At 53.4% G+C, this 16,911-nt stretch carries 16 protein-coding genes; 9 read left to right on the top strand and 7 right to left on the bottom strand.

Features of this window, described 5'->3' with window-relative positions:
• Positions 1–73 precede the first annotated feature (73 nt).
• Positions 74–361, bottom strand: coding sequence for a hypothetical protein (locus ACOZIO_RS03180; RefSeq protein WP_015697118.1), 288 nt, complete (start codon positions 359–361; stop codon positions 74–76).
• Between the two features lie 191 nt (positions 362–552).
• Between ACOZIO_RS03180 and pyrF the strand changes: the two genes are divergently transcribed.
• Both pyrF and yciH read left to right on the top strand, forming a co-directional pair.
• Complete coding sequence (pyrF, locus tag ACOZIO_RS03175) at positions 553–1,281, top strand: orotidine-5'-phosphate decarboxylase (protein WP_217218977.1); 729 nt, start codon at positions 553–555, stop codon at positions 1,279–1,281.
• Between the two features lie 12 nt (positions 1,282–1,293).
• Complete coding sequence (yciH, locus tag ACOZIO_RS03170) at positions 1,294–1,623, top strand: stress response translation initiation inhibitor YciH (protein WP_129951547.1); 330 nt, start codon at positions 1,294–1,296, stop codon at positions 1,621–1,623.
• 228 nt (positions 1,624–1,851) lie between these two features.
• Here yciH and osmB read toward each other — a convergent pair whose 3' ends face one another.
• Positions 1,852–2,070 carry an osmotically-inducible lipoprotein OsmB gene (gene osmB, locus ACOZIO_RS03165; RefSeq protein ID WP_015697121.1) on the bottom strand — a complete coding sequence of 73 codons (219 nt, stop codon included), beginning with the start codon at positions 2,068–2,070 and terminating at the stop codon, positions 1,852–1,854.
• Positions 2,071–2,342: 272 nt separating this feature from the next.
• Between osmB and araD the strand changes: the two genes are divergently transcribed.
• A complete protein-coding gene (gene araD / locus ACOZIO_RS03160) occupies positions 2,343–3,038 on the top strand; it encodes an L-ribulose-5-phosphate 4-epimerase (RefSeq protein ID WP_129990387.1) in 696 nt (231 codons plus the stop codon).
• 18 nt (positions 3,039–3,056) lie between these two features.
• Here the strand turns inward: araD and ACOZIO_RS03155 are convergent, their stop codons facing one another.
• Genes ACOZIO_RS03155 through ACOZIO_RS03145 form a run of 3 tightly spaced genes read right to left on the bottom strand, consistent with a single transcriptional unit; the run spans position 3,057 to position 7,198 of the window.
• Entirely contained in the window at positions 3,057–3,800 is a 744-nt protein-coding gene (locus tag ACOZIO_RS03155) for a DNA-binding transcriptional regulator YciT (protein ID WP_129990386.1), read from the bottom strand.
• Positions 3,801–3,860: 60 nt separating this feature from the next.
• Complete coding sequence (locus ACOZIO_RS03150; protein ID WP_421594926.1) at positions 3,861–6,293, bottom strand: formate C-acetyltransferase/glycerol dehydratase family glycyl radical enzyme; 2,433 nt, start codon at positions 6,291–6,293, stop codon at positions 3,861–3,863.
• A gap of 5 nt (positions 6,294–6,298) precedes the next feature.
• Entirely contained in the window at positions 6,299–7,198 is a 900-nt protein-coding gene (locus ACOZIO_RS03145) for a glycyl-radical enzyme activating protein (RefSeq protein ID WP_129951543.1), read from the bottom strand.
• Between the two features lie 145 nt (positions 7,199–7,343).
• Between ACOZIO_RS03145 and fsa the strand changes: the two genes are divergently transcribed.
• Positions 7,344–8,009 (top strand): fructose-6-phosphate aldolase, encoded by a 666-nt coding sequence (gene fsa, locus ACOZIO_RS03140; RefSeq protein WP_129951542.1) that lies wholly within the window; start codon positions 7,344–7,346, stop codon positions 8,007–8,009.
• A gap of 258 nt (positions 8,010–8,267) precedes the next feature.
• Positions 8,268–9,266: a 2-keto-3-deoxygluconate transporter gene (gene kdgT, locus ACOZIO_RS03135; RefSeq protein WP_129951541.1), complete on the top strand. Its 999-nt coding sequence runs from the start codon at positions 8,268–8,270 to the stop codon at positions 9,264–9,266.
• Between the two features lie 57 nt (positions 9,267–9,323).
• Here kdgT and lsrK read toward each other — a convergent pair whose 3' ends face one another.
• A complete protein-coding gene (gene lsrK / locus ACOZIO_RS03130; RefSeq protein WP_421595001.1) occupies positions 9,324–10,916 on the bottom strand; it encodes an autoinducer-2 kinase in 1,593 nt (530 codons plus the stop codon).
• Between the two features lie 70 nt (positions 10,917–10,986).
• A complete protein-coding gene (gene lsrR, locus ACOZIO_RS03125) occupies positions 10,987–11,961 on the bottom strand; it encodes a transcriptional regulator LsrR (RefSeq protein WP_129951539.1) in 975 nt (324 codons plus the stop codon).
• A gap of 231 nt (positions 11,962–12,192) precedes the next feature.
• Here lsrR and lsrA point away from each other — a divergent pair, with 231 nt between their 5' ends.
• From lsrA to lsrB, 4 genes are read left to right on the top strand one after another with little or no spacing between them, the layout of a single operon-like run.
• Positions 12,193–13,755, top strand: a complete 1,563-nt coding sequence (gene lsrA, locus ACOZIO_RS03120; RefSeq protein WP_129951538.1) for an autoinducer 2 ABC transporter ATP-binding protein LsrA — start codon at positions 12,193–12,195, stop codon at positions 13,753–13,755.
• On the top strand, positions 13,749–14,825 hold the full coding sequence (gene lsrC / locus ACOZIO_RS03115; protein WP_129951537.1) for an autoinducer 2 ABC transporter permease LsrC: 1,077 nt from the start codon (positions 13,749–13,751) through the stop codon (positions 14,823–14,825). The genes lsrA and lsrC overlap by 7 nt, the downstream gene beginning before the upstream one ends.
• Positions 14,825–15,862, top strand: coding sequence for an autoinducer 2 ABC transporter permease LsrD (gene lsrD, locus ACOZIO_RS03110; RefSeq protein WP_129951536.1), 1,038 nt, complete (start codon positions 14,825–14,827; stop codon positions 15,860–15,862). The genes lsrC and lsrD overlap by 1 nt, the downstream gene beginning before the upstream one ends.
• 13 nt (positions 15,863–15,875) lie before the next feature.
• Positions 15,876–16,892 (top strand): autoinducer 2 ABC transporter substrate-binding protein LsrB, encoded by a 1,017-nt coding sequence (gene lsrB / locus ACOZIO_RS03105; RefSeq protein ID WP_129951535.1) that lies wholly within the window; start codon positions 15,876–15,878, stop codon positions 16,890–16,892.
• The last annotated feature ends 19 nt before the right edge of the window (positions 16,893–16,911 follow it).

Below are 16,911 nucleotides of genomic sequence, written 5' to 3'. Positions count from 1 at the left end.
TGACATGACGCAGTGATTCGGGTTTCGTCCATGTGCCGGGTAACGCGAATTATTAAGGGGAGCGGGATGACTTTTACTTTTTCTTGCTGCTTGTTTTACGTGCACTGAGTAAGGTGCGTAATTTCTTGATTTCTTTGGTGGTCAGTGCCGGTTCCGTCTCTTCTGCAAGATGCTGATTATCAATTTCGTGTTCAGTGGCTTTTGCGGCTTTTTTACCTTTCGGCGCAGCAGGGTTAAAACTCTCTTCCAGGCGTGCCGCGACTTCTGCACTTAATGAATGTTCCGCGTCGGCAGCGGCGTTTTTGATCAGTTCTTTTAATTCAACCGGGATTTTAACGGTCAGGGTAGTTATCTCACTCATTTTTCAGCCTTTCCTTAGAGTAAAATGAACAAGCTATGCCAGCCTTGTTGCGTCGTCTAGTGCATCACAAAAATTTAATAAAACTGTCACATTAGGTGTAGCTGTGAATTCAGTGACTTGCCATGTAAAATGCGGGCGGCAAAAATGATATTTTTCCTTCCTGATTTAAAAACTGACAAGAGGCTGACGAAATGAAGTCCATAAATAACAGCAACAACAAAGACTTATATACATCGCCAATTGTTGTCGCTCTCGATTACGCAGATAAATCTTCGGCACTGGCCTTCGCCGACAAAATAGATCCACGTGATTGCCGTCTGAAAATTGGCAAAGAGATGTTTACCCATTTTGGTCCGCAGATGATCAAAGATCTGCAAAACCGTGGTTTCGACGTCTTTCTGGATCTGAAATTCCACGATATTCCTAACACCACCGCGCGCGCTGTGGCTGCTGCGGCAGAACTGGGGGTCTGGATGGTGAACGTGCATGCCAGCGGGGGGGCTCGCATGATGACGGCGGCCAAAGAAGCGCTGGCACCTTTTGGTAAAGAAGCGCCGTTACTGATTGCCGTTACCGTGCTGACCAGTATGGAAGACAGCGATCTGGCGGATTTAGGTATCGAACTTTCTCCGGCTGATTATGCTGAACGTCTGGCGCGCCTGACTCGCGACTGCGGCCTTGACGGTGTTGTGTGTTCCGCGCAGGAAGCGACGCGCTTTAAATCCGCACTCGGGCAGACGTTCAAACTGGTAACGCCAGGTATCCGTCCGGCTGGCAGCAAAGCGGATGATCAGCGTCGTATCATGACCCCCCAGCAAGCACTGGCGGCGGGCGTGGACTATATGGTGATTGGTCGTCCAATCACGCAGGCTGCCGATCCGGCGCAGGCCTTAGGTGAAATTCTTGCCTCATTGAGCTGAGAAGGAAATACGATGAGCAATGACAGTAACAGCCGTTTAGTTTATTCAACCGACAGCGGCAGAATTGAAGAGCCTAAACCCGTGACGGAACGTCCGAAAGGTGACGGTATAGTGCGTATTCAGCGCCAGACAAGCGGGCGCAAAGGGAAGGGGGTGAGCCTCATTACCGGTATCGATCTTGATGATATTGCACTTGAAAAACTTGCGGGTGAACTGAAAAAGAAATGCGGTTGTGGCGGTGCTGTGAAAGACGGCGTGATTGAGATCCAGGGCGATAAACGTGACCTGCTTAAACAGCTGCTGGAAGCGAAAGGAATGAAAGTGAAACTGGCGGGTGGCTGATTGACCGGTAAATGATCGACTGTTCATAATAAGATGCTGCATCCGCAAAGGTGCAGCATCTTGCTTTAGGTTTTAGAGATATCACAACGCGAAAACACATTGTTTGTCATCTGTGTGATGACAATAAAGTTGACCTGAAAAACAACCCAATCCTATTTTTAGCTTTATTCGTTGCTTAACGCTTACGTTTTTTGATGCCAGTTAAATAGAATTCATCTCCCGGTTGTTTTATTTACTGACCTGGTGTCCGACGATACCACCGACTGCCGCGCCACCTAACGTCCCTAAGGTACTGCCGTCAGTCAGCACTGCACCACCCAGCGCACCCGCACCCGCACCGATTGCGGTGTTACGGTCACGCTTAGACCAGTTACCACAAGCGCTGACAGACATCGCCAGAGTCAGAACCAGTGCAATACTGGCAACACGTTTATTTACGAGCATCATAATTTTTCTCCTATCCAGACGCAATTGTGCATCCGTGAGTTAAAAATAATAAAAGTGATATCTATTCACTAGGTGAATAATCTTAATTCACTAAAGATGCTCTTCCTCACCACACAAAAAACTAAAGAGCTGGACAGATCTTCAACGGTTTATAGAACAAACGGGCACTTTTACGTTTGCAGCAGAACTGTACGTACTCTTTAGCGATTTCCCCCATACCTGCATCCACCGGCCACCCAGACAATAAAGCATCGCAATAAGAGGAAACCACGATGCTAAGACAACTGAAAGAGCAGGTATTAGAGGCTAACCTGGCACTGCCTCGCCATAATCTGGTGACCTTTACCTGGGGAAATGTCAGCGCCGTTGACCGCAAACTTGGGCTGGTCGTGATTAAACCCTCAGGCGTGGAATATGACCACATGGGTGTGGACGACATGGTGGTGGTAGAACTGGAGACAGGAAAAATCGTCGAGGGCAGTAAAAAGCCGTCTTCGGATACTGATACCCACCGGGTGCTGTATCTGAATTTCCCCGAAGCAGGGGGTATTGTCCATACACATTCGCGCCACGCCACCATCTGGGCGCAGGCCGGTTTGGACATCCCCGCCTGGGGCACCACCCATGCAGATTACTTCTACGGTAATATCCCCTGCACGCGGCTGATGACCGAGGAGGAAATCGCCGGGCGTTATGAATGGGAAACCGGAGAAGTGATCGTCAAAACTTTTGCAGAAAGAAATTTGTCACCGGCAGATATTCCGGCCGTACTGGTGCATTCGCACGGGCCGTTTGCCTGGGGGAAAGATGCCGATAATGCCGTGCATAACGCTGTAGTGCTGGAGGAAGTCGCCTACATGGGCATCTTCTCCCGCCAGTTAACGCCGCAGTTACCCGATATGCAGCCGCAATTACTGGATAAACATTACCTGCGTAAACACGGCAAAAACGCTTACTATGGTCAATGATCGTCGTTATACCCAAGGTCAGCCGACCAGGCTGACCTTAATTCCAGCGGCGGAAAGTTGCTGCTGGTAGTCCGGTAATAATTTGTCGTCAGTGATGACCTGGCTGAAGGCGCTGACCGGTCCGAGCGGGTTGAGATTTATTTGACCGAATTTCGATGAATCCGTCAAAACGATATTTTCCGCCCCTTTTGCCACCACTGCATTCACCACATCTGCACGTAACATGTCACGGCCGGTAAAACCGGTGGTGTCAGTGAAGCCGTCGATGCCCATGAACGCTTTGCTGAAATTCATCTGTTGCAGGCACAGTCTGGTCAGCGGGCCGACTACGGTCTGGCTGGTTTTCTGATACATCCCGCCAAGCAGAACCACGTCACAGGGCATACTTTTCAGCAGAGAAGCGACATAACTACTGACGGTAATCACCGTCAGATTTTTTTTGTCGGTAAGATATTGGGCCAGCAGGGCGATGCTGCTGCCGCTTTCGAAAAATACGGTTTCACCGTCATGGATCAGTGACGCTGCAAATTTCGCCAGTTTTTGTTTCTGCGCGAAGTTCGACATCATGCGGGTATCCACGTCATCTGTCTGGATCGCGACAGCGAAACCATGGGCACGTCGCAGGTAATGTCGCTGTTCCAGCAATGTAAGATCGTGACGGATCGTCACTTCCGACACCTGACAAATCTGTGACAACTCACTGACGCTGATGCGTTGCTTATCATTGACCCATTGCAAAATAACTTGCTGTCTGTCGTTCATAACCGCCCAAAATAAGGGCGACCTGCGCCGCCCGGAGAAAGTAAAATTCAGATGCGAACTTTACAGTGAATGTTCAGTACGGGCGATAATATCATCCTGCGCCTCAGGGGATAAGGCCGTAAAGAATGCCGAGTACCCCGCAACTCGTACCACAAGGTCGCGATAATTCTGCGGTTCCTCACGGGCTTTCAGCAATGTCTCACGGGAAACAATGTTGTACTGAACATGCCAGCCACGATGTTCCTCAAAGAATGTCCGCAACATCAGCATTAACGTCTCGCGATCGCTTTCATTTTCAAGTGATGCCGGATTCAGTTTCTGATTGAGCAGTACGCCGCCGAGAATAGCTGCTGTCGGCAATTTACCCAGAGAATTAAATACGGCCGTCGGCCCGAGATGATCGGTGCCGGATGCCGGGCTGGCCCCTTCCGCCAGCGGTGTGAAAGCCTTACGTCCGTCCGGTGTGGCCGTGGTGGCGGCACCAAACGGCACATTGGCAGAAATAGACGATGTACCCGCATAATACGTGCCACCGACCGGGCCGCGTCCGAAACGGGTATTGTGATAATTCGACAGTTCATCGATGTAGCACTGATACGCACGCACCAGCAGATTATCGACCTCATCATGATCGTTGCCATATTTCTCTGCACCGTTAATCAGCCGCTGACGCAGTCGTTCACCGTCCAGCCCCGCATAATCCGATGCCAGTGCGTGAGCCAGTTCCTGCTGGCCGATCACACCCTGATCGAATACCAGTTTTTTCACCGCCACCAGACTGTTACCCAGATTGGCGATCCCGACCTGCAAACCGGAAACCCAGTCGTATTTTGCGCCGCCTTGCTTGATGGTCTTCCCGCGTTCGATACAGTCATCGACCAGTGCCGAACACAGTATATCCTGCGCATTTTCTTCCAGAATGGTATCTACCACACACTCAATTTCGATGGATTTGCGGGTGTAATAGCGGATCTGCTGGTCCCATTGTGCAAACACCTGTTCGAAATTATCAAAATTCCCTTGTGACAAGCCACGCTCCTGCGGCAGGAAACGGGTATGGCTCTTAGCATCGTGCCCCTGTTCCAGTGCGGCAAGCATGACGCGGGCAAAATTGATAAAACTCATGCCGGTACAGCGATAGCCCCATTTGCCACCGACCGCCGTTTCGATACAGCCGATGGCAGCATAGTCATAGGCATCCTGTTTTTCGACCCCCAGTTTGATGAATTCAGGAATAACAATTTCGTCGTTATTAAAGGCAGGCATGCCGAAACCACAGCGGATCACCTGCACGCAGGCATCAAGGAAATCACTGCTCATTCCGGCGTGATAGCGCACGCTGAGATTGGGCTGAGTGGACCGCAATTGTCCGCAGGATTCTAAAATGGCATATGACAGCGGATTTACAGCATCGCAGGCGACATCATTATGTAAAGTCTGTCCGCCGATGGTGACGTTCTGGTACAGCGGGCTGCCCGCCGAGGCTTTGGAATGTGTACCGGAGCGGATCTTGTTGACTTCCAGCAATTTCAGCCAGCAGCTTTGCAGCAGCTCAATGCCCTGGTCATGCGCCAGCGTTTGTTCCAGTTCGACATCACGACGCCAGAACGGATAAAGATACTGATCCATACGACCGAATGACACTGAGTGGCCGTTGGATTCGATTTGTAAAATCAACTGGATGAAATAGCACAGTTGTAATGCCTGCCAGAAGTTTTGCGGTGGCTGGTGGGCAATGACGTCGCAGTTAGCCGCGATCGTCAGCAACTCGTTGCGGCGCGGCTCGCGTGTTTGTGTCGCAGCCATATCACGCGCCAGCCGGGCGAAACGCACGACGTGATCGCTGACAGCTGCCAGCGTGATATCAATGGCTTTCAGCAGTTGTTCTTTATGCAGGTCTTCCCAGTCAGTCAGTTTAATGCGGCTGCGACGCTCATCCACCTTACTGCGCAACCCGTCCAGACCCAGCTGCAGCAACAGCGGAAAATTCACCGCCAGGTGGGCATCGCCGGAGGTCATATTGCCTTCAGCTTTCACGATACCACTGTCGAGCAGGGCTTTCTGTTCATCAGTGAACATACCGTAGCAGCGGTCCTGTACGGTCTGGCCGCGCCACCACGGGCAGATTTCATGCAGGATTTTCTTATTGGCTTCACTGACTGCAAAACCCGCACCCGGCCGGTCAGCAAGCGCATCAATTTCACTTTCGATCCAGCCCACCGTGTATTCCGGGAAAATCGGCGCAGCGCGCACTTCGCTGGCCTGATTACCGACGATCAGCTCATCGTGTTTGATCCAGATAGTACGTTGACGCAAATGTTCGGCCAGTGCCAGTGCCCGGCGAATGGCAAGCGGTTTGTCAGCATGCTGTTGATAAATCTGCGTGTAGTGCTGTGCGCGCTCGGTACACACCGGTGGCTTCACGATGTGGATCAGCGCTTCTTTGTGAGAAAGAATACGGGCCGAAAGGGTGTTCAGATTCAGTTGGGTCATTTTTCTTATCCTCTTAACTGTGCACAAAGTCCTTTTTCTGTGGCGTATTCTTCGGCAAACGTCAGCAGGTCAGGGTCATTTAACGGCTGGCGCGGGGCCAGATAGGGTTGTCCCAGCAGGGCATATTTATTGATGCCCAGCGTGTGGTACGGCAAAAAATGGATAGCTTCGCAGCCGGTTTCATTGGCGGCAAAATCAACAATCTGGCGGATGGAAGCGCGATCAGCATTAAACTCAGGAATTAACGGTACGCGGACGATAAGCTTTTGCCCGGCGGCGGCCAGACGACGGAAATTATCTTTCACCCTTTTGGCGGAACCCCCGGTCAGGCGCCGGAAAGGTTCATCGGCAACATGCTTGAGATCGGCCAGCATTAAATCCAGCGCGCCCAGCGAGGGTTGAATGTAGTGCCACGGCACATGCAGACAGCTTTCCACGGCGGTATGCAGGCCTTCATGACGGCAACGTTGCAGCAGGTTCAGTGCAGTGTGTGGCTGCATAAACGGTTCGCCGCCGGAAAGCGTTACACCGCCGCCGGTGCGGGTATAAAAAGGCTTATCCCGCAGGATTTGCTGCATCAGGGCGTCAATATTCGCGTTATCTCCGCACACACTCAGCGCGCCGGAAGGGCAAACCTGTTCAATCTGACAGAGATCTTCTGCCTGGAATTGCGCCCTGCGAACCGTAATCCTGCCATTTACCACGCTGACCGCATGGGGAAAAGTCTTTGCGCAGTGCTGACAATCCGCACTGCACAAACGCGCGTCGTACAGCACGTCAGCCGTGGCGGAGCGGCTTTCCGGATTCTGGCACCAGGTACATTTCAGGGAACAACCTTTCAGAAAAACCACCGTGCGGATCCCTGGCCCATCATGTGTGGAATAACGCTGTACATTGAAAATCATGTCGACGCTCCTTGGCGTTTAATGCTTCTTTCGTAATTTACTATCTTTCATTCGAAAGTGATTTTGACGATGATCAACAAACCGTCTGCTTCCAGGCGTACACTCACTGAACTTTGCATTCACTCACACGTTCAGGAAGGAAGTTATGGAGCTCTATCTCGATACTGCCAATGTCATCGCTGTAAAACGCTTATCGCGCATCCTGCCATTACAGGGCGTTACCACCAATCCGAGCATTGTGGCAAAAGAAGGAAAATCGCTGTGGGAAGTGCTGCCTGCACTGCGTGATGCCCTGGGCGGTAACGGTAAACTATTCGCGCAGGTGATGGCTGCTGATGCCGAACAAATGGTGGCAGAAGCGTTGTTACTGACACAACGGGTGTCCGGCTTAGTGGTGAAGGTGCCGGTGACCGGTGAAGGTCTGGCAGCTATCAAAAAGCTCAAGGGCATGAACGTTCCGACGTTGGGTACCGCGGTGTACGGGGCAGGTCAGGGGTTACTCTCGGCACTGGCCGGGGCGGAATATGTCGCGCCTTACGTGAACAGGCTTGATGCCCAGGGGGGTGACGGCATTGCCATGGTGAAAGATTTACAGACCTTACTGAGCCTGCACGCGCCGCAATCAAAAGTACTGGCCGCGAGTTTCAAAACGCCGCGTCAGGCCATAGAGTGTCTGCTGGCGGGCTGTCAGTCCATCACGTTGCCGGTTGATGTGGCTGAACAGCTATTCAGCACGCCAGCGGTGCAGGCTGCGGTGGAAAAGTTTGATGCTGACTGGCAGCAGGCTTTCGGCACTTCCTCGCTGAGCTGATATCTTGCGTGACACCCGGCCCGCACAGACCCCTGCTGCGGGCTTTTTTGTTTTTGTGCGTTAAGAATTTTTGTACAAATAGTTCGAAAATGTGATTCCCCTCCGAAATCAAATATTGACGAAATAAATTTATAAAACTAGCGATCTAAAAAATAGAAACATCGTTTCAATTTATGAAGTGAATCACTTTTATCAGCCTGATAAATGGATAACGTAGCGGCATTCGGAGTCTGTTACTTTTTAAATCAGGTGAAAATTATGCACATTAAACGAGCGATAGAAAAAATCCCTGGCGGGATGATGTTGGTCCCTCTCTTTATCGGTGCCTTGTGTCATACCTTCGCGCCTGATTCCGGTAAATATTTTGGTTCCTTCACCAACGGACTGATGACCGGTACTGTACCGATTCTGGCGGTGTGGTTTTTCTGCATGGGTGCCTCCATCAAACTCAGCGCAACCGGTACGGTATTGCGTAAATCCGGCACACTGGTTGTCACTAAGATAGCGGTCGCCTGGATTGTTGCGGCAGTGGCATCACGGTTCATGCCGGAGAACGGTGTGGAATTTGGCTTCTTCGCCGGGCTTTCGGTGCTGGCGCTGGTTGCATCAATGGATATGACCAACGGTGGCCTGTATGCCTCGGTGATGCAACAATACGGCACAAAAGAAGAGGCGGGCGCGTTTGTGCTGATGTCTCTTGAATCCGGCCCGCTGATGACCATGGTGATCCTCGGCACTGCCGGTATCGCCTCTTTTGAACCGCACGTCTTCGTCGGCGCCGTGTTGCCATTTCTGGTCGGTTTCGGCTTAGGCAATCTCGACCCTGAACTGCGTGAATTCTTCAGCAAAGCAGTACAAACGCTGATCCCGTTCTTCGCCTTCGCATTGGGTAATACCATCAACCTGACCGTCATCGCGCAAACCGGTCTGTTAGGCGTATTACTGGGCGTAGCCGTCATTGTCATTACGGGTATTCCGCTGATCCTCGCCGATAAATTCATCGGAGGCGGTGACGGAACAGCCGGTATTGCGGCCTCCAGTTCAGCCGGTGCTGCCGTGGCAACACCGGTGCTGATTGCCGAAATGGTGCCGCAGTTTAAACCGATTGCGCCGGCCGCCACTGCGCTGGTTGCCACATCAGTGATTGTCACTTCAGTTCTCGTGCCGATACTGACCGCGATGTGGTCGAGAAGAGTGAAAAACAAAGCCGTGAAAGGCAAAGTGGCGATGGATCCGCCGATGGCGAGTGTTAAATAACGCCAGATTTGGATTACTCCTCCCCTTCGCAGGGGAGGAAGCATTCCGAAACTATCTTTAAAGTCCTGGCGCTTTCCACATCGACGTCGTCAGTTGCCTGTCCACCAGTCCCAGTTGATCCGCATACACTTCCTGCCAGTTCGCTTTCTGCACCAGATATTTTGCATGATTGGCGACATCCGGTTGATATTCTCGCTCCCAGCGCACCAGTGATTCGCCGGTTTCAGCGAGGGACGAGTAGAGACCTGCTGCAACGCCTGCGGCAATTGCACAACCCAGTGCGGTGGCTTCTTTCACCACGGGCACATGAACCGGAACACCGGTAACGTCACTTAAAATCTGACACCATAATTTTCCTTTTGAACCCCCACCGGAAAACACCAGCGAACGGGCACGTACACCGGAAAACCGGGCGATCATATCCAGATTACAGGCCGAGACGATGGCGGCATTCTCTTCTAATGCACGGAAGAGTACCGGTTTATTGCACTTTTCCGGATCGATAGACAGATTGATGAATGACGGTGCCGCGTGATACCAGTTTTTGAAATGCATGGCATCGGAGAACACTGGCGTGACGCCCCAGGCACCGACAGGTACGCGGGCGGCCATGTCTTCCAGCAAGCTGTAAGCGTCTACGCCAAGACGGTGCGCCATGGTTTTCTCTTCGGTACAGAATGCGTCGCGGAACCAGCGCATGGTCAGGCCGGTGAAGAAACTGATGGATTCCGCCTGTGCCATGCCGGGAATGACGTGCGGATTGACGCGGATATTCATTTCGGGATCGGTGACCGCCTGAGGCAGGTTGACGATTTGCTGCCAGAACGTGCCGCCGAGAACGGCGGTCTGGCCGGGGAGCACCAGCCCGAGTCCCAGTGTGCCCAGTTGTGCGTCTCCGCCGCCCATGCCGACCGGCGTTCCGGCTGTCAGACCACAAGCGTCGGCCGCGCGGGCGGTGACATAACCAAGGCGCGTACCGGTTTCAGCCACCGGAGAAAGCATATCGGCGCGCAGACCGGCCATATCCAGCAGCTCAGGCCGCCAGTTGCGGGTGGCTAAATCCAGCATCCCGGTCGTGCCGGCATTTGACGGATCAACCGCCAGTTCGCCGCTGAGCATGTACGCCAGCCAGTCGCTGATCATGGTGATGGTGGCGGCCTGACGGTAAATGTCCGGGCGGTGATGTGCCAGCCACAGCAGACGCGGCATGGCGCTCAGCGCCAGAGTCTGACCGGAGCATTCATAGACTTCGCGTTCAAATTCGAAATCATGGATCTCTTTTAATTCGGAAACTTCACGGCTGGCGCGGGCATCCACATTGGCACAGGCCCAGAGGGGCTCACCGGATTTGTCGTACAGTACGATGCCTTCGCGCATGGAGCAGGCCGCCACGGCACGGATCGCAGAGGCAGGAAGATGCGCCTCCTGCAACGCCTGACGGATACACTGGCAGGCCAGTTGCCAGTTTTTTTGCAGATCAAACTCCATCGAACCGGGTACATCTGGCACCGCCAGATGGATCCATTCAGCCTGTCCGGCAGCAATCTGTTGGCCTTCGGAATTGAAAATCACCGCGCGGATGCTGCCGGTGCCCGCATCCAGCGCCATCAGGTAGCTACGATCGTGATCAGAGTTCAGGGTAGAGGTCATCAGAATGTTCTCTCGTGCCAGTTTATCGGGCACCGTTTACCTGACCGCCACGCCCCTCACTCCCTGCGGGTCAGTCGAGCAGCGCCAGCATGGCTCTTGCTGTGCTCTCTTCAGTTACCAGTGCGTTAATTCGTTTGCCTTTCAGCGCCGCAACGATGGCTTCGGCTTTCTCGACACCACCTGCGACGCCTAACACCGTCGGAATGCTGGCCAGTTCGTCCGGCGCGACGGCAATCAGCTCATCGTGGATCGCCATGTTTTCTGCCAGCTCACCGTTGCGCTGCATGAAGAAACCGAGAATGTCGCCGACCGCGCCTTTTCGGCCAAATAATAGCTGCTCACCTTCGCTGATATAACCGGAGCGTAAAATGGTCGCATCCTGTTTCTGGTTCAGCGAACCAATGCCGACGACCGCAATATCTGCCGCGCAGGCAGCCAGCATGACATCGTGGACATTACGTTCCTGACGAAAAATGGCCGCCACGCTGGCTGATGATGCGCGCAGCGGCGCAGGAATAATGCTCACACCGCACGCCGCGTCAAGCTGACCAATTCCGGTCATATAAGGCCCGACGCCGCCGGAAAGCGTCACCATGCGGATTTGCTGCGAGGAGATGAACCCGCTCAGATGTTGCAGCGTGCTCATCGCCGTTTCACCAAAACCCACCGCCAGCAATTGCCCCGGCCTGAGCAATGCCATCAGCATGTGCGCTGCGCCAATCCCCAGCCTTGCACTCAACGCACCGTCGGCCAACTGGGGCAGCACACGGATCTGCTGTAAACCAAAGCGTTTGAGCAGTGTGTTTTCCAGCGATAAACACCCCTCAAAACGCGAGTTAATTTGTACGCGGATCACCCCTGACTGTCGGCCTTTTTCCAGCAGGCGTGACACTTTCAGCCGCGTCAAACCAAGCCGTTCACCAATTTCATTCTGGGTCAGGCCGTCGTGGTAATAAAACCACGCGGTGCGCGCCAGCAGTTCCTCTTCACCCATGCTGAATTCCGGATGGTTAGTCAAATCGGAAAGCGTTGTCTTATCATTCATAGTGAACACTTATCAAAATGTAGATCAATTGTTCGTTAACGAAATGTTGTTAACTGTGATGTGTTTGGCAAAATTCAAATGATTACCGCCTGAATCATAACGCAGAGTATATGAGTTGAACAAACTGTGATCAGTACAAAAGTTTTCCCTGTCGCCTCGGTCTAGTTTTATGAACAATGTTAAATCATAAATACATTTGTTCAATAAATGTATCAAGCCAGAGGCCGGTGTATGCAGAGCAGCAAACAGTTATCAGCAGACCTGCAAACCACGGACCTGCTGTTGCAGGTCAGCGGTGTCAGTAAAAGCTTCTCCGGTGTGGCGGTGCTGAAAGACATCGATTTCAGCCTGCTGTACGGAGAAGTCCACGCGCTGCTGGGCGGCAACGGGGCAGGTAAATCGACACTGATGAAAATTATTGCCGGTGTAGAAATGGCCGATTGCGGCACGTTACTGCTTGGCGGCGAACCTTTACTGGCGCTGTCACCGGCGAAAGCACATCAGGCAGGGATTTATCTGGTTCCGCAAGAGCCGATGCTGTTCCCCAGTCTGACCGTGCGCGAAAACATTCTTTTCCGTCTGCCTGCACATCAGGCAAGCGAAAAAAAATTGCAGCAGACGCTCACTGGGCTGGGCTGCAATTTACCGCTGGGTGCGCTGGCCGGAACCCTTGAAGTGGCCGATCAGCAACTGGTGGAAATTCTGCGCGGGCTGATGCGTGACGCGCGACTGTTGATCCTTGATGAACCGACCGCCTCGCTGACACCGGCAGAATCCGCCCGTTTATTCACCCAGGTCCGGCATCTCACCGGACAGGGTGTCGGCGTGGTGTTTATCTCGCACAAACTGCCTGAAATTCGAGCCATTGCGGACCGGGTCAGTGTGATGCGTGATGGCAAAATTGCGCTCAGCGGCAGGCTTGCCGAACTGGATAACGATGCGCTGATCTGTGCCATTACCCCGCATTCACAGGACACCGCGCTGCCGGCAGAACAAAAGCTGTGGCTGGATTTACCCGGCTCCCGGCGTGATAGGGCCGGCAGTGAGCCCGTCTTACAGGTACTAAACCTGACCGGCGAAGGGTTTATCAATATTTCATTCAGCGCCCGCGCAGGAGAAATCGTCGGGCTGGCAGGTGTGGTGGGCGCAGGACGTACGGAACTGGCCGAAACCCTGTATGGCCTGCGCGGGGCGCAAAGTGGTCAGGTTGTACTGATGCAACAAGACATCAGCGGAATGAACACATTACAGCGGCTGAAAAAGGGGCTGGTGTATCTGCCGGAAGACCGCCAGGCGTCCGGCCTCTATCTCGATGCACCATTAAGCTGGAACACCACATCACTGACCTTCAACCGTCAGAGCTGGTGGCTAAATATCAAACGTGAAGCCGCCGTGCTGGAACGTTATCACCGTGCGCTGGGTATTAAATACCGCGACGGTGCACAAACCGCCCGCACACTTTCCGGCGGAAATCAGCAAAAACTGCTTATTGCTAAATGCCTGGAAGCACAACCTGCGGTGCTGATTGTCGATGAACCAACGCGCGGCGTGGATGTGTCAGCACGTGCTGACATTTACCAGCTGTTGCGCAGCGTGGTGCAACAGAACGTTGCAGTGATCCTGATTTCTTCTGATCTGGATGAAATCGAAGGGCTGGCGGATCGGGTATTCGTCATGCATCAGGGCGAAATGAGCGGCGAGTTGCAGGGCAGCGACATCAACGTCAGCAACATCATGCACATTGCGTTTGGTAATCATGCCAACACTCCCGCTACCGGAGGAACCTCATGCTGAAGCGGATACAAAACAACCGTGAACTGACGGCGCTGATAGCGATTATTGCGCTGTTTGCCTTGCTCGGTACGATGGACAGTCAGTCATTCAGCTTCCAGACGCTGGGCATGATTTTCGGCAGTGCGCAGATCCTGATGTTGCTGGCAATGGGGGCAACCGTCGTCATGCTGACCCGCAATATCGACGTTTCGGTCGGCTCCGTTACGGGGTTGTGCGCCGTAACGCTGGGCGTCCTGCTTAACGGCGGTATGAACCTGTCGCTGGCCTGTCTGCTCACTCTCGGCACCGGTTTACTGGCCGGATTATTCAATGGTGTGCTGGTCGCGTGGCTGCGTATTCCGGCAATCGTTGCCACTCTCGGTACGCTGGGCTTATACCGCGGTCTGATGCTGCTGATGACCGGCGGTAAATGGATTGAAGGCTTACCCGCCGGGCTGAAATCTTTATCTGAACCGGTTTTCCTGAGTGTGTCTTCGCTCGGCTGGCTGGTCATTGTATTGCTGGCGGTGATGTTCTGGATACTCGGACGCACGACATTCGGGCGCAGCTTCTACGCTGTTGGTGACAATTTACAGGGTGCACGGCAGCTCGGCGTGGCGGTTAACCGTGTACGCATTCTTGCATTCGGCATTAACGGCATGATGGCTGCCATTGCCGGGATCGTATTCGCCTCGCAAATTGGTTTCGTGCCCAATCAGACCGGCAGCGGGCTGGAGATGAAAGCTATCGCAGCCTGTGTCCTTGGCGGCATTAGCCTGCTCGGTGGTACAGGTTCAATACTGGGTGCCGTACTCGGGGCGTATTTCCTCACACAAATCGACAGTGTGCTGGTGCTGTTACGTTTTCCGGCCTGGTGGAACGATTTCATCGCCGGTCTGGTGTTGCTGGCCGTACTGGTGTTCGACGGCAGATTGCGTCAGGCCTTGCAGAAAAACCTGCGCCGCCAGAAATACGCCCGTTTTCTTTCTGCCACTCAGCCGCCACCAAAGAAACCTTCTGAACGTAAATCACAGCCGCAAAAAAATCTCACGCGGCGGTTAAGTACCGGCAAAAAGAGCGGGGTGGTGTAATGAACAAACTGCAACAATATGGCTGGGAAGCGGCGCTGCTGGCGCTGTTGATCGTGGAAATTTTACTGTTCGGTGTCGCCAATCCGCGCATGCTGGATGCCAGTACGCTGCTGTTCAGCACCAGCGATTTCATCACCATCGGCATCGTGGCGTTGCCGCTGACGCTGGTGATTGTCAGCGGCGGCATAGACATTTCGTTCGGTTCAACCATCGGTCTGTGCGCCATCGCGCTCGGCGTATTATTTCAGGCACACGTACCGCTGGTACTGGCGATACCCCTTACGCTGGCGCTCGGCGCTGCCTGCGGTTTACTGAATGCAGCACTGATCCTTTATACCGGCGTTAATCCGCTGGTTATTACGCTCGGCACACTTTATCTGTTCGGCGGCAGCGCCTTGCTGCTTTCCGGACTGGCGGGCGCAACGGGTTTTGAAGGCATCGGTAATTTTCCAGATACCTTTACCAATTTCGCCAATCTGGTGGTCATCGGCGTGCCGGTGCCACTGCTGATTTTCCTGGCCGCCACACTTTTATTCTGGCTATTGATGCACCGCAGTCGCACCGGCCGCAACGTGTTTCTTATCGGTCAGAATTCGCGTGTGGCGCGTTATGGCGCGCTGCCGGTCAGTCGCACAGTTTTCGCGTTATACGGCATGACCGGGCTGGCATCTGCTGTGGCCGCCATTCTGATGACTTCATACTTCGGCTCAGCCCGTTCTGATCTCGGCAATGCTTTGCTGATGCCGGCGATTACCGCTGTGGTGCTCGGCGGCGCCAATATCTACGGCGGTTCAGGCTCTATTCTCGGCACGGCGCTGGCGACGCTGCTGATCGGCTATCTCCAGCAGGGGTTGCAGATGGTTGGCGTATCGAGCCAGGTATCAAGCGCACTTTCGGGGGCACTGCTGATCCTGGTGGTTATTGGCCGTTCTGCCAGTCTCAATCGTGATCTTATCCGCAGTGTATTCCAGCGTTATCGCCAGCGCGGGTCTGCGTCTTCTTCTTCCTTGACGTCGAAACCATCTATTTCTCAATAAGCCGGGGTGAATAATGAAATCCAATTGTTTGAAAACCTTATTAATTGCCAGTGCTGTAAGCCTGGCCTGCCTCAATGCGCAGGCGGCTGAACGCATCGCGTTTATTCCAAAACTGGTGGGCGTCGGTTATTTCACCAGTGGGGGTAACGGCGCAATGGCCGCCGGTAAAGCGTTGGGGGCAGACGTGACCTATGACGGGCCCACGGAACCGAGCGTGTCCGGTCAGGTGCAGATGATCAACAACTTCGTCAATCAGGGATATAACGCGATTGTGGTTGCTGCAGTGTCACCCGATGGTCTGTGCCCGGCGCTCAAACGTGCCATGCAACGTGGCGTGAAAGTGCTGACCTGGGATTCTGATACCAAACCGGAATGCCGCTCGATTTACATCAATCAGGGCACGCCGCAGCAACTTGGCTCGATGCTGGTGGATATGACCTCCAGTCAGGTGAAAAAAGAAAAGGCCAAGGTGGCGTTTTTTTATTCCAGCCCGACGGTTACCGACCAGAACCAGTGGGTGAAAGAGGCAAAAACCAAAATCGCCAAAGAGCATCCGGGTTGGGAAATCGTCACCACACAATACGGCTATAACGACGCCACCAAATCGCTACAAACCGCCGAAGGTATCCTTAAATCCTACGGGGACCTCGACGCAATCATTGCGCCTGATGCCAACGCATTACCGGCAGCCGCGCAGGCGGCGGAAAATCTTAAACGGACGAACGTGACTATCGTCGGCTTCAGCACACCAAACGTTATGCGGCCGTATGTTGAACGCGGCACGGTGAAACAGTTTGGCCTGTGGGATGTGGTCAGTCAGGGCAAGATTTCGGTTTACGTTGCTGATCAGTTACTGAAAAAAGGCGAGCTTAACGTGGGCGACAAACTGGATGTGCCGGACGTCGGAGCGGTGGAAGTGGTACCGAACAGTGTGCAGGGCTACCAGTATGAGGCCAAAGGTAACGGCATCGTTTTACTGCCCGAACGCGTGGTCTTCACCAAAGACAACATTGGCAAATATGACTTCTGACGAGTAAGGAGAAAATGAA

It is taken from the genome of Rahnella sp. PD4 (genome assembly GCF_049199325.1).
GTDB lineage: Bacteria > Pseudomonadota > Gammaproteobacteria > Enterobacterales > Enterobacteriaceae > Rahnella > Rahnella perminowiae.
This window is presented reverse-complemented; position numbering and strand designations above follow the sequence as displayed.

Excerpts from the sequence above, each read along its gene's own strand:
- lsrB (WP_129951535.1), top strand. The coding sequence starts at position 15,876 with ATGAAATCCAATTGTTTGAAAACCTTATTAATTGCCAGTGCTGTAAGC.
- fsa (WP_129951542.1), top strand. The coding sequence starts at position 7,344 with ATGGAGCTCTATCTCGATACTGCCAATGTCATCGCTGTAAAACGCTTA.
- yciH (WP_129951547.1), top strand. The coding sequence starts at position 1,294 with ATGAGCAATGACAGTAACAGCCGTTTAGTTTATTCAACCGACAGCGGC.
- pyrF (WP_217218977.1), top strand. The coding sequence starts at position 553 with ATGAAGTCCATAAATAACAGCAACAACAAAGACTTATATACATCGCCA.
- araD (WP_129990387.1), top strand. The coding sequence starts at position 2,343 with ATGCTAAGACAACTGAAAGAGCAGGTATTAGAGGCTAACCTGGCACTG.
- lsrR (WP_129951539.1), bottom strand. The coding sequence starts at position 11,961 with ATGAATGATAAGACAACGCTTTCCGATTTGACTAACCATCCGGAATTC.
- osmB (WP_015697121.1), bottom strand. The coding sequence starts at position 2,070 with ATGATGCTCGTAAATAAACGTGTTGCCAGTATTGCACTGGTTCTGACT.
- lsrA (WP_129951538.1), top strand. The coding sequence starts at position 12,193 with ATGCAGAGCAGCAAACAGTTATCAGCAGACCTGCAAACCACGGACCTG.
- ACOZIO_RS03155 (WP_129990386.1), bottom strand. The coding sequence starts at position 3,800 with ATGAACGACAGACAGCAAGTTATTTTGCAATGGGTCAATGATAAGCAA.
- kdgT (WP_129951541.1), top strand. The coding sequence starts at position 8,268 with ATGCACATTAAACGAGCGATAGAAAAAATCCCTGGCGGGATGATGTTG.
- ACOZIO_RS03150 (WP_421594926.1), bottom strand. The coding sequence starts at position 6,293 with ATGACCCAACTGAATCTGAACACCCTTTCGGCCCGTATTCTTTCTCAC.
- lsrK (WP_421595001.1), bottom strand. The coding sequence starts at position 10,916 with ATGACCTCTACCCTGAACTCTGATCACGATCGTAGCTACCTGATGGCG.
- lsrD (WP_129951536.1), top strand. The coding sequence starts at position 14,825 with ATGAACAAACTGCAACAATATGGCTGGGAAGCGGCGCTGCTGGCGCTG.
- ACOZIO_RS03145 (WP_129951543.1), bottom strand. The coding sequence starts at position 7,198 with ATGATTTTCAATGTACAGCGTTATTCCACACATGATGGGCCAGGGATC.
- ACOZIO_RS03180 (WP_015697118.1), bottom strand. The coding sequence starts at position 361 with ATGAGTGAGATAACTACCCTGACCGTTAAAATCCCGGTTGAATTAAAA.
- lsrC (WP_129951537.1), top strand. The coding sequence starts at position 13,749 with ATGCTGAAGCGGATACAAAACAACCGTGAACTGACGGCGCTGATAGCG.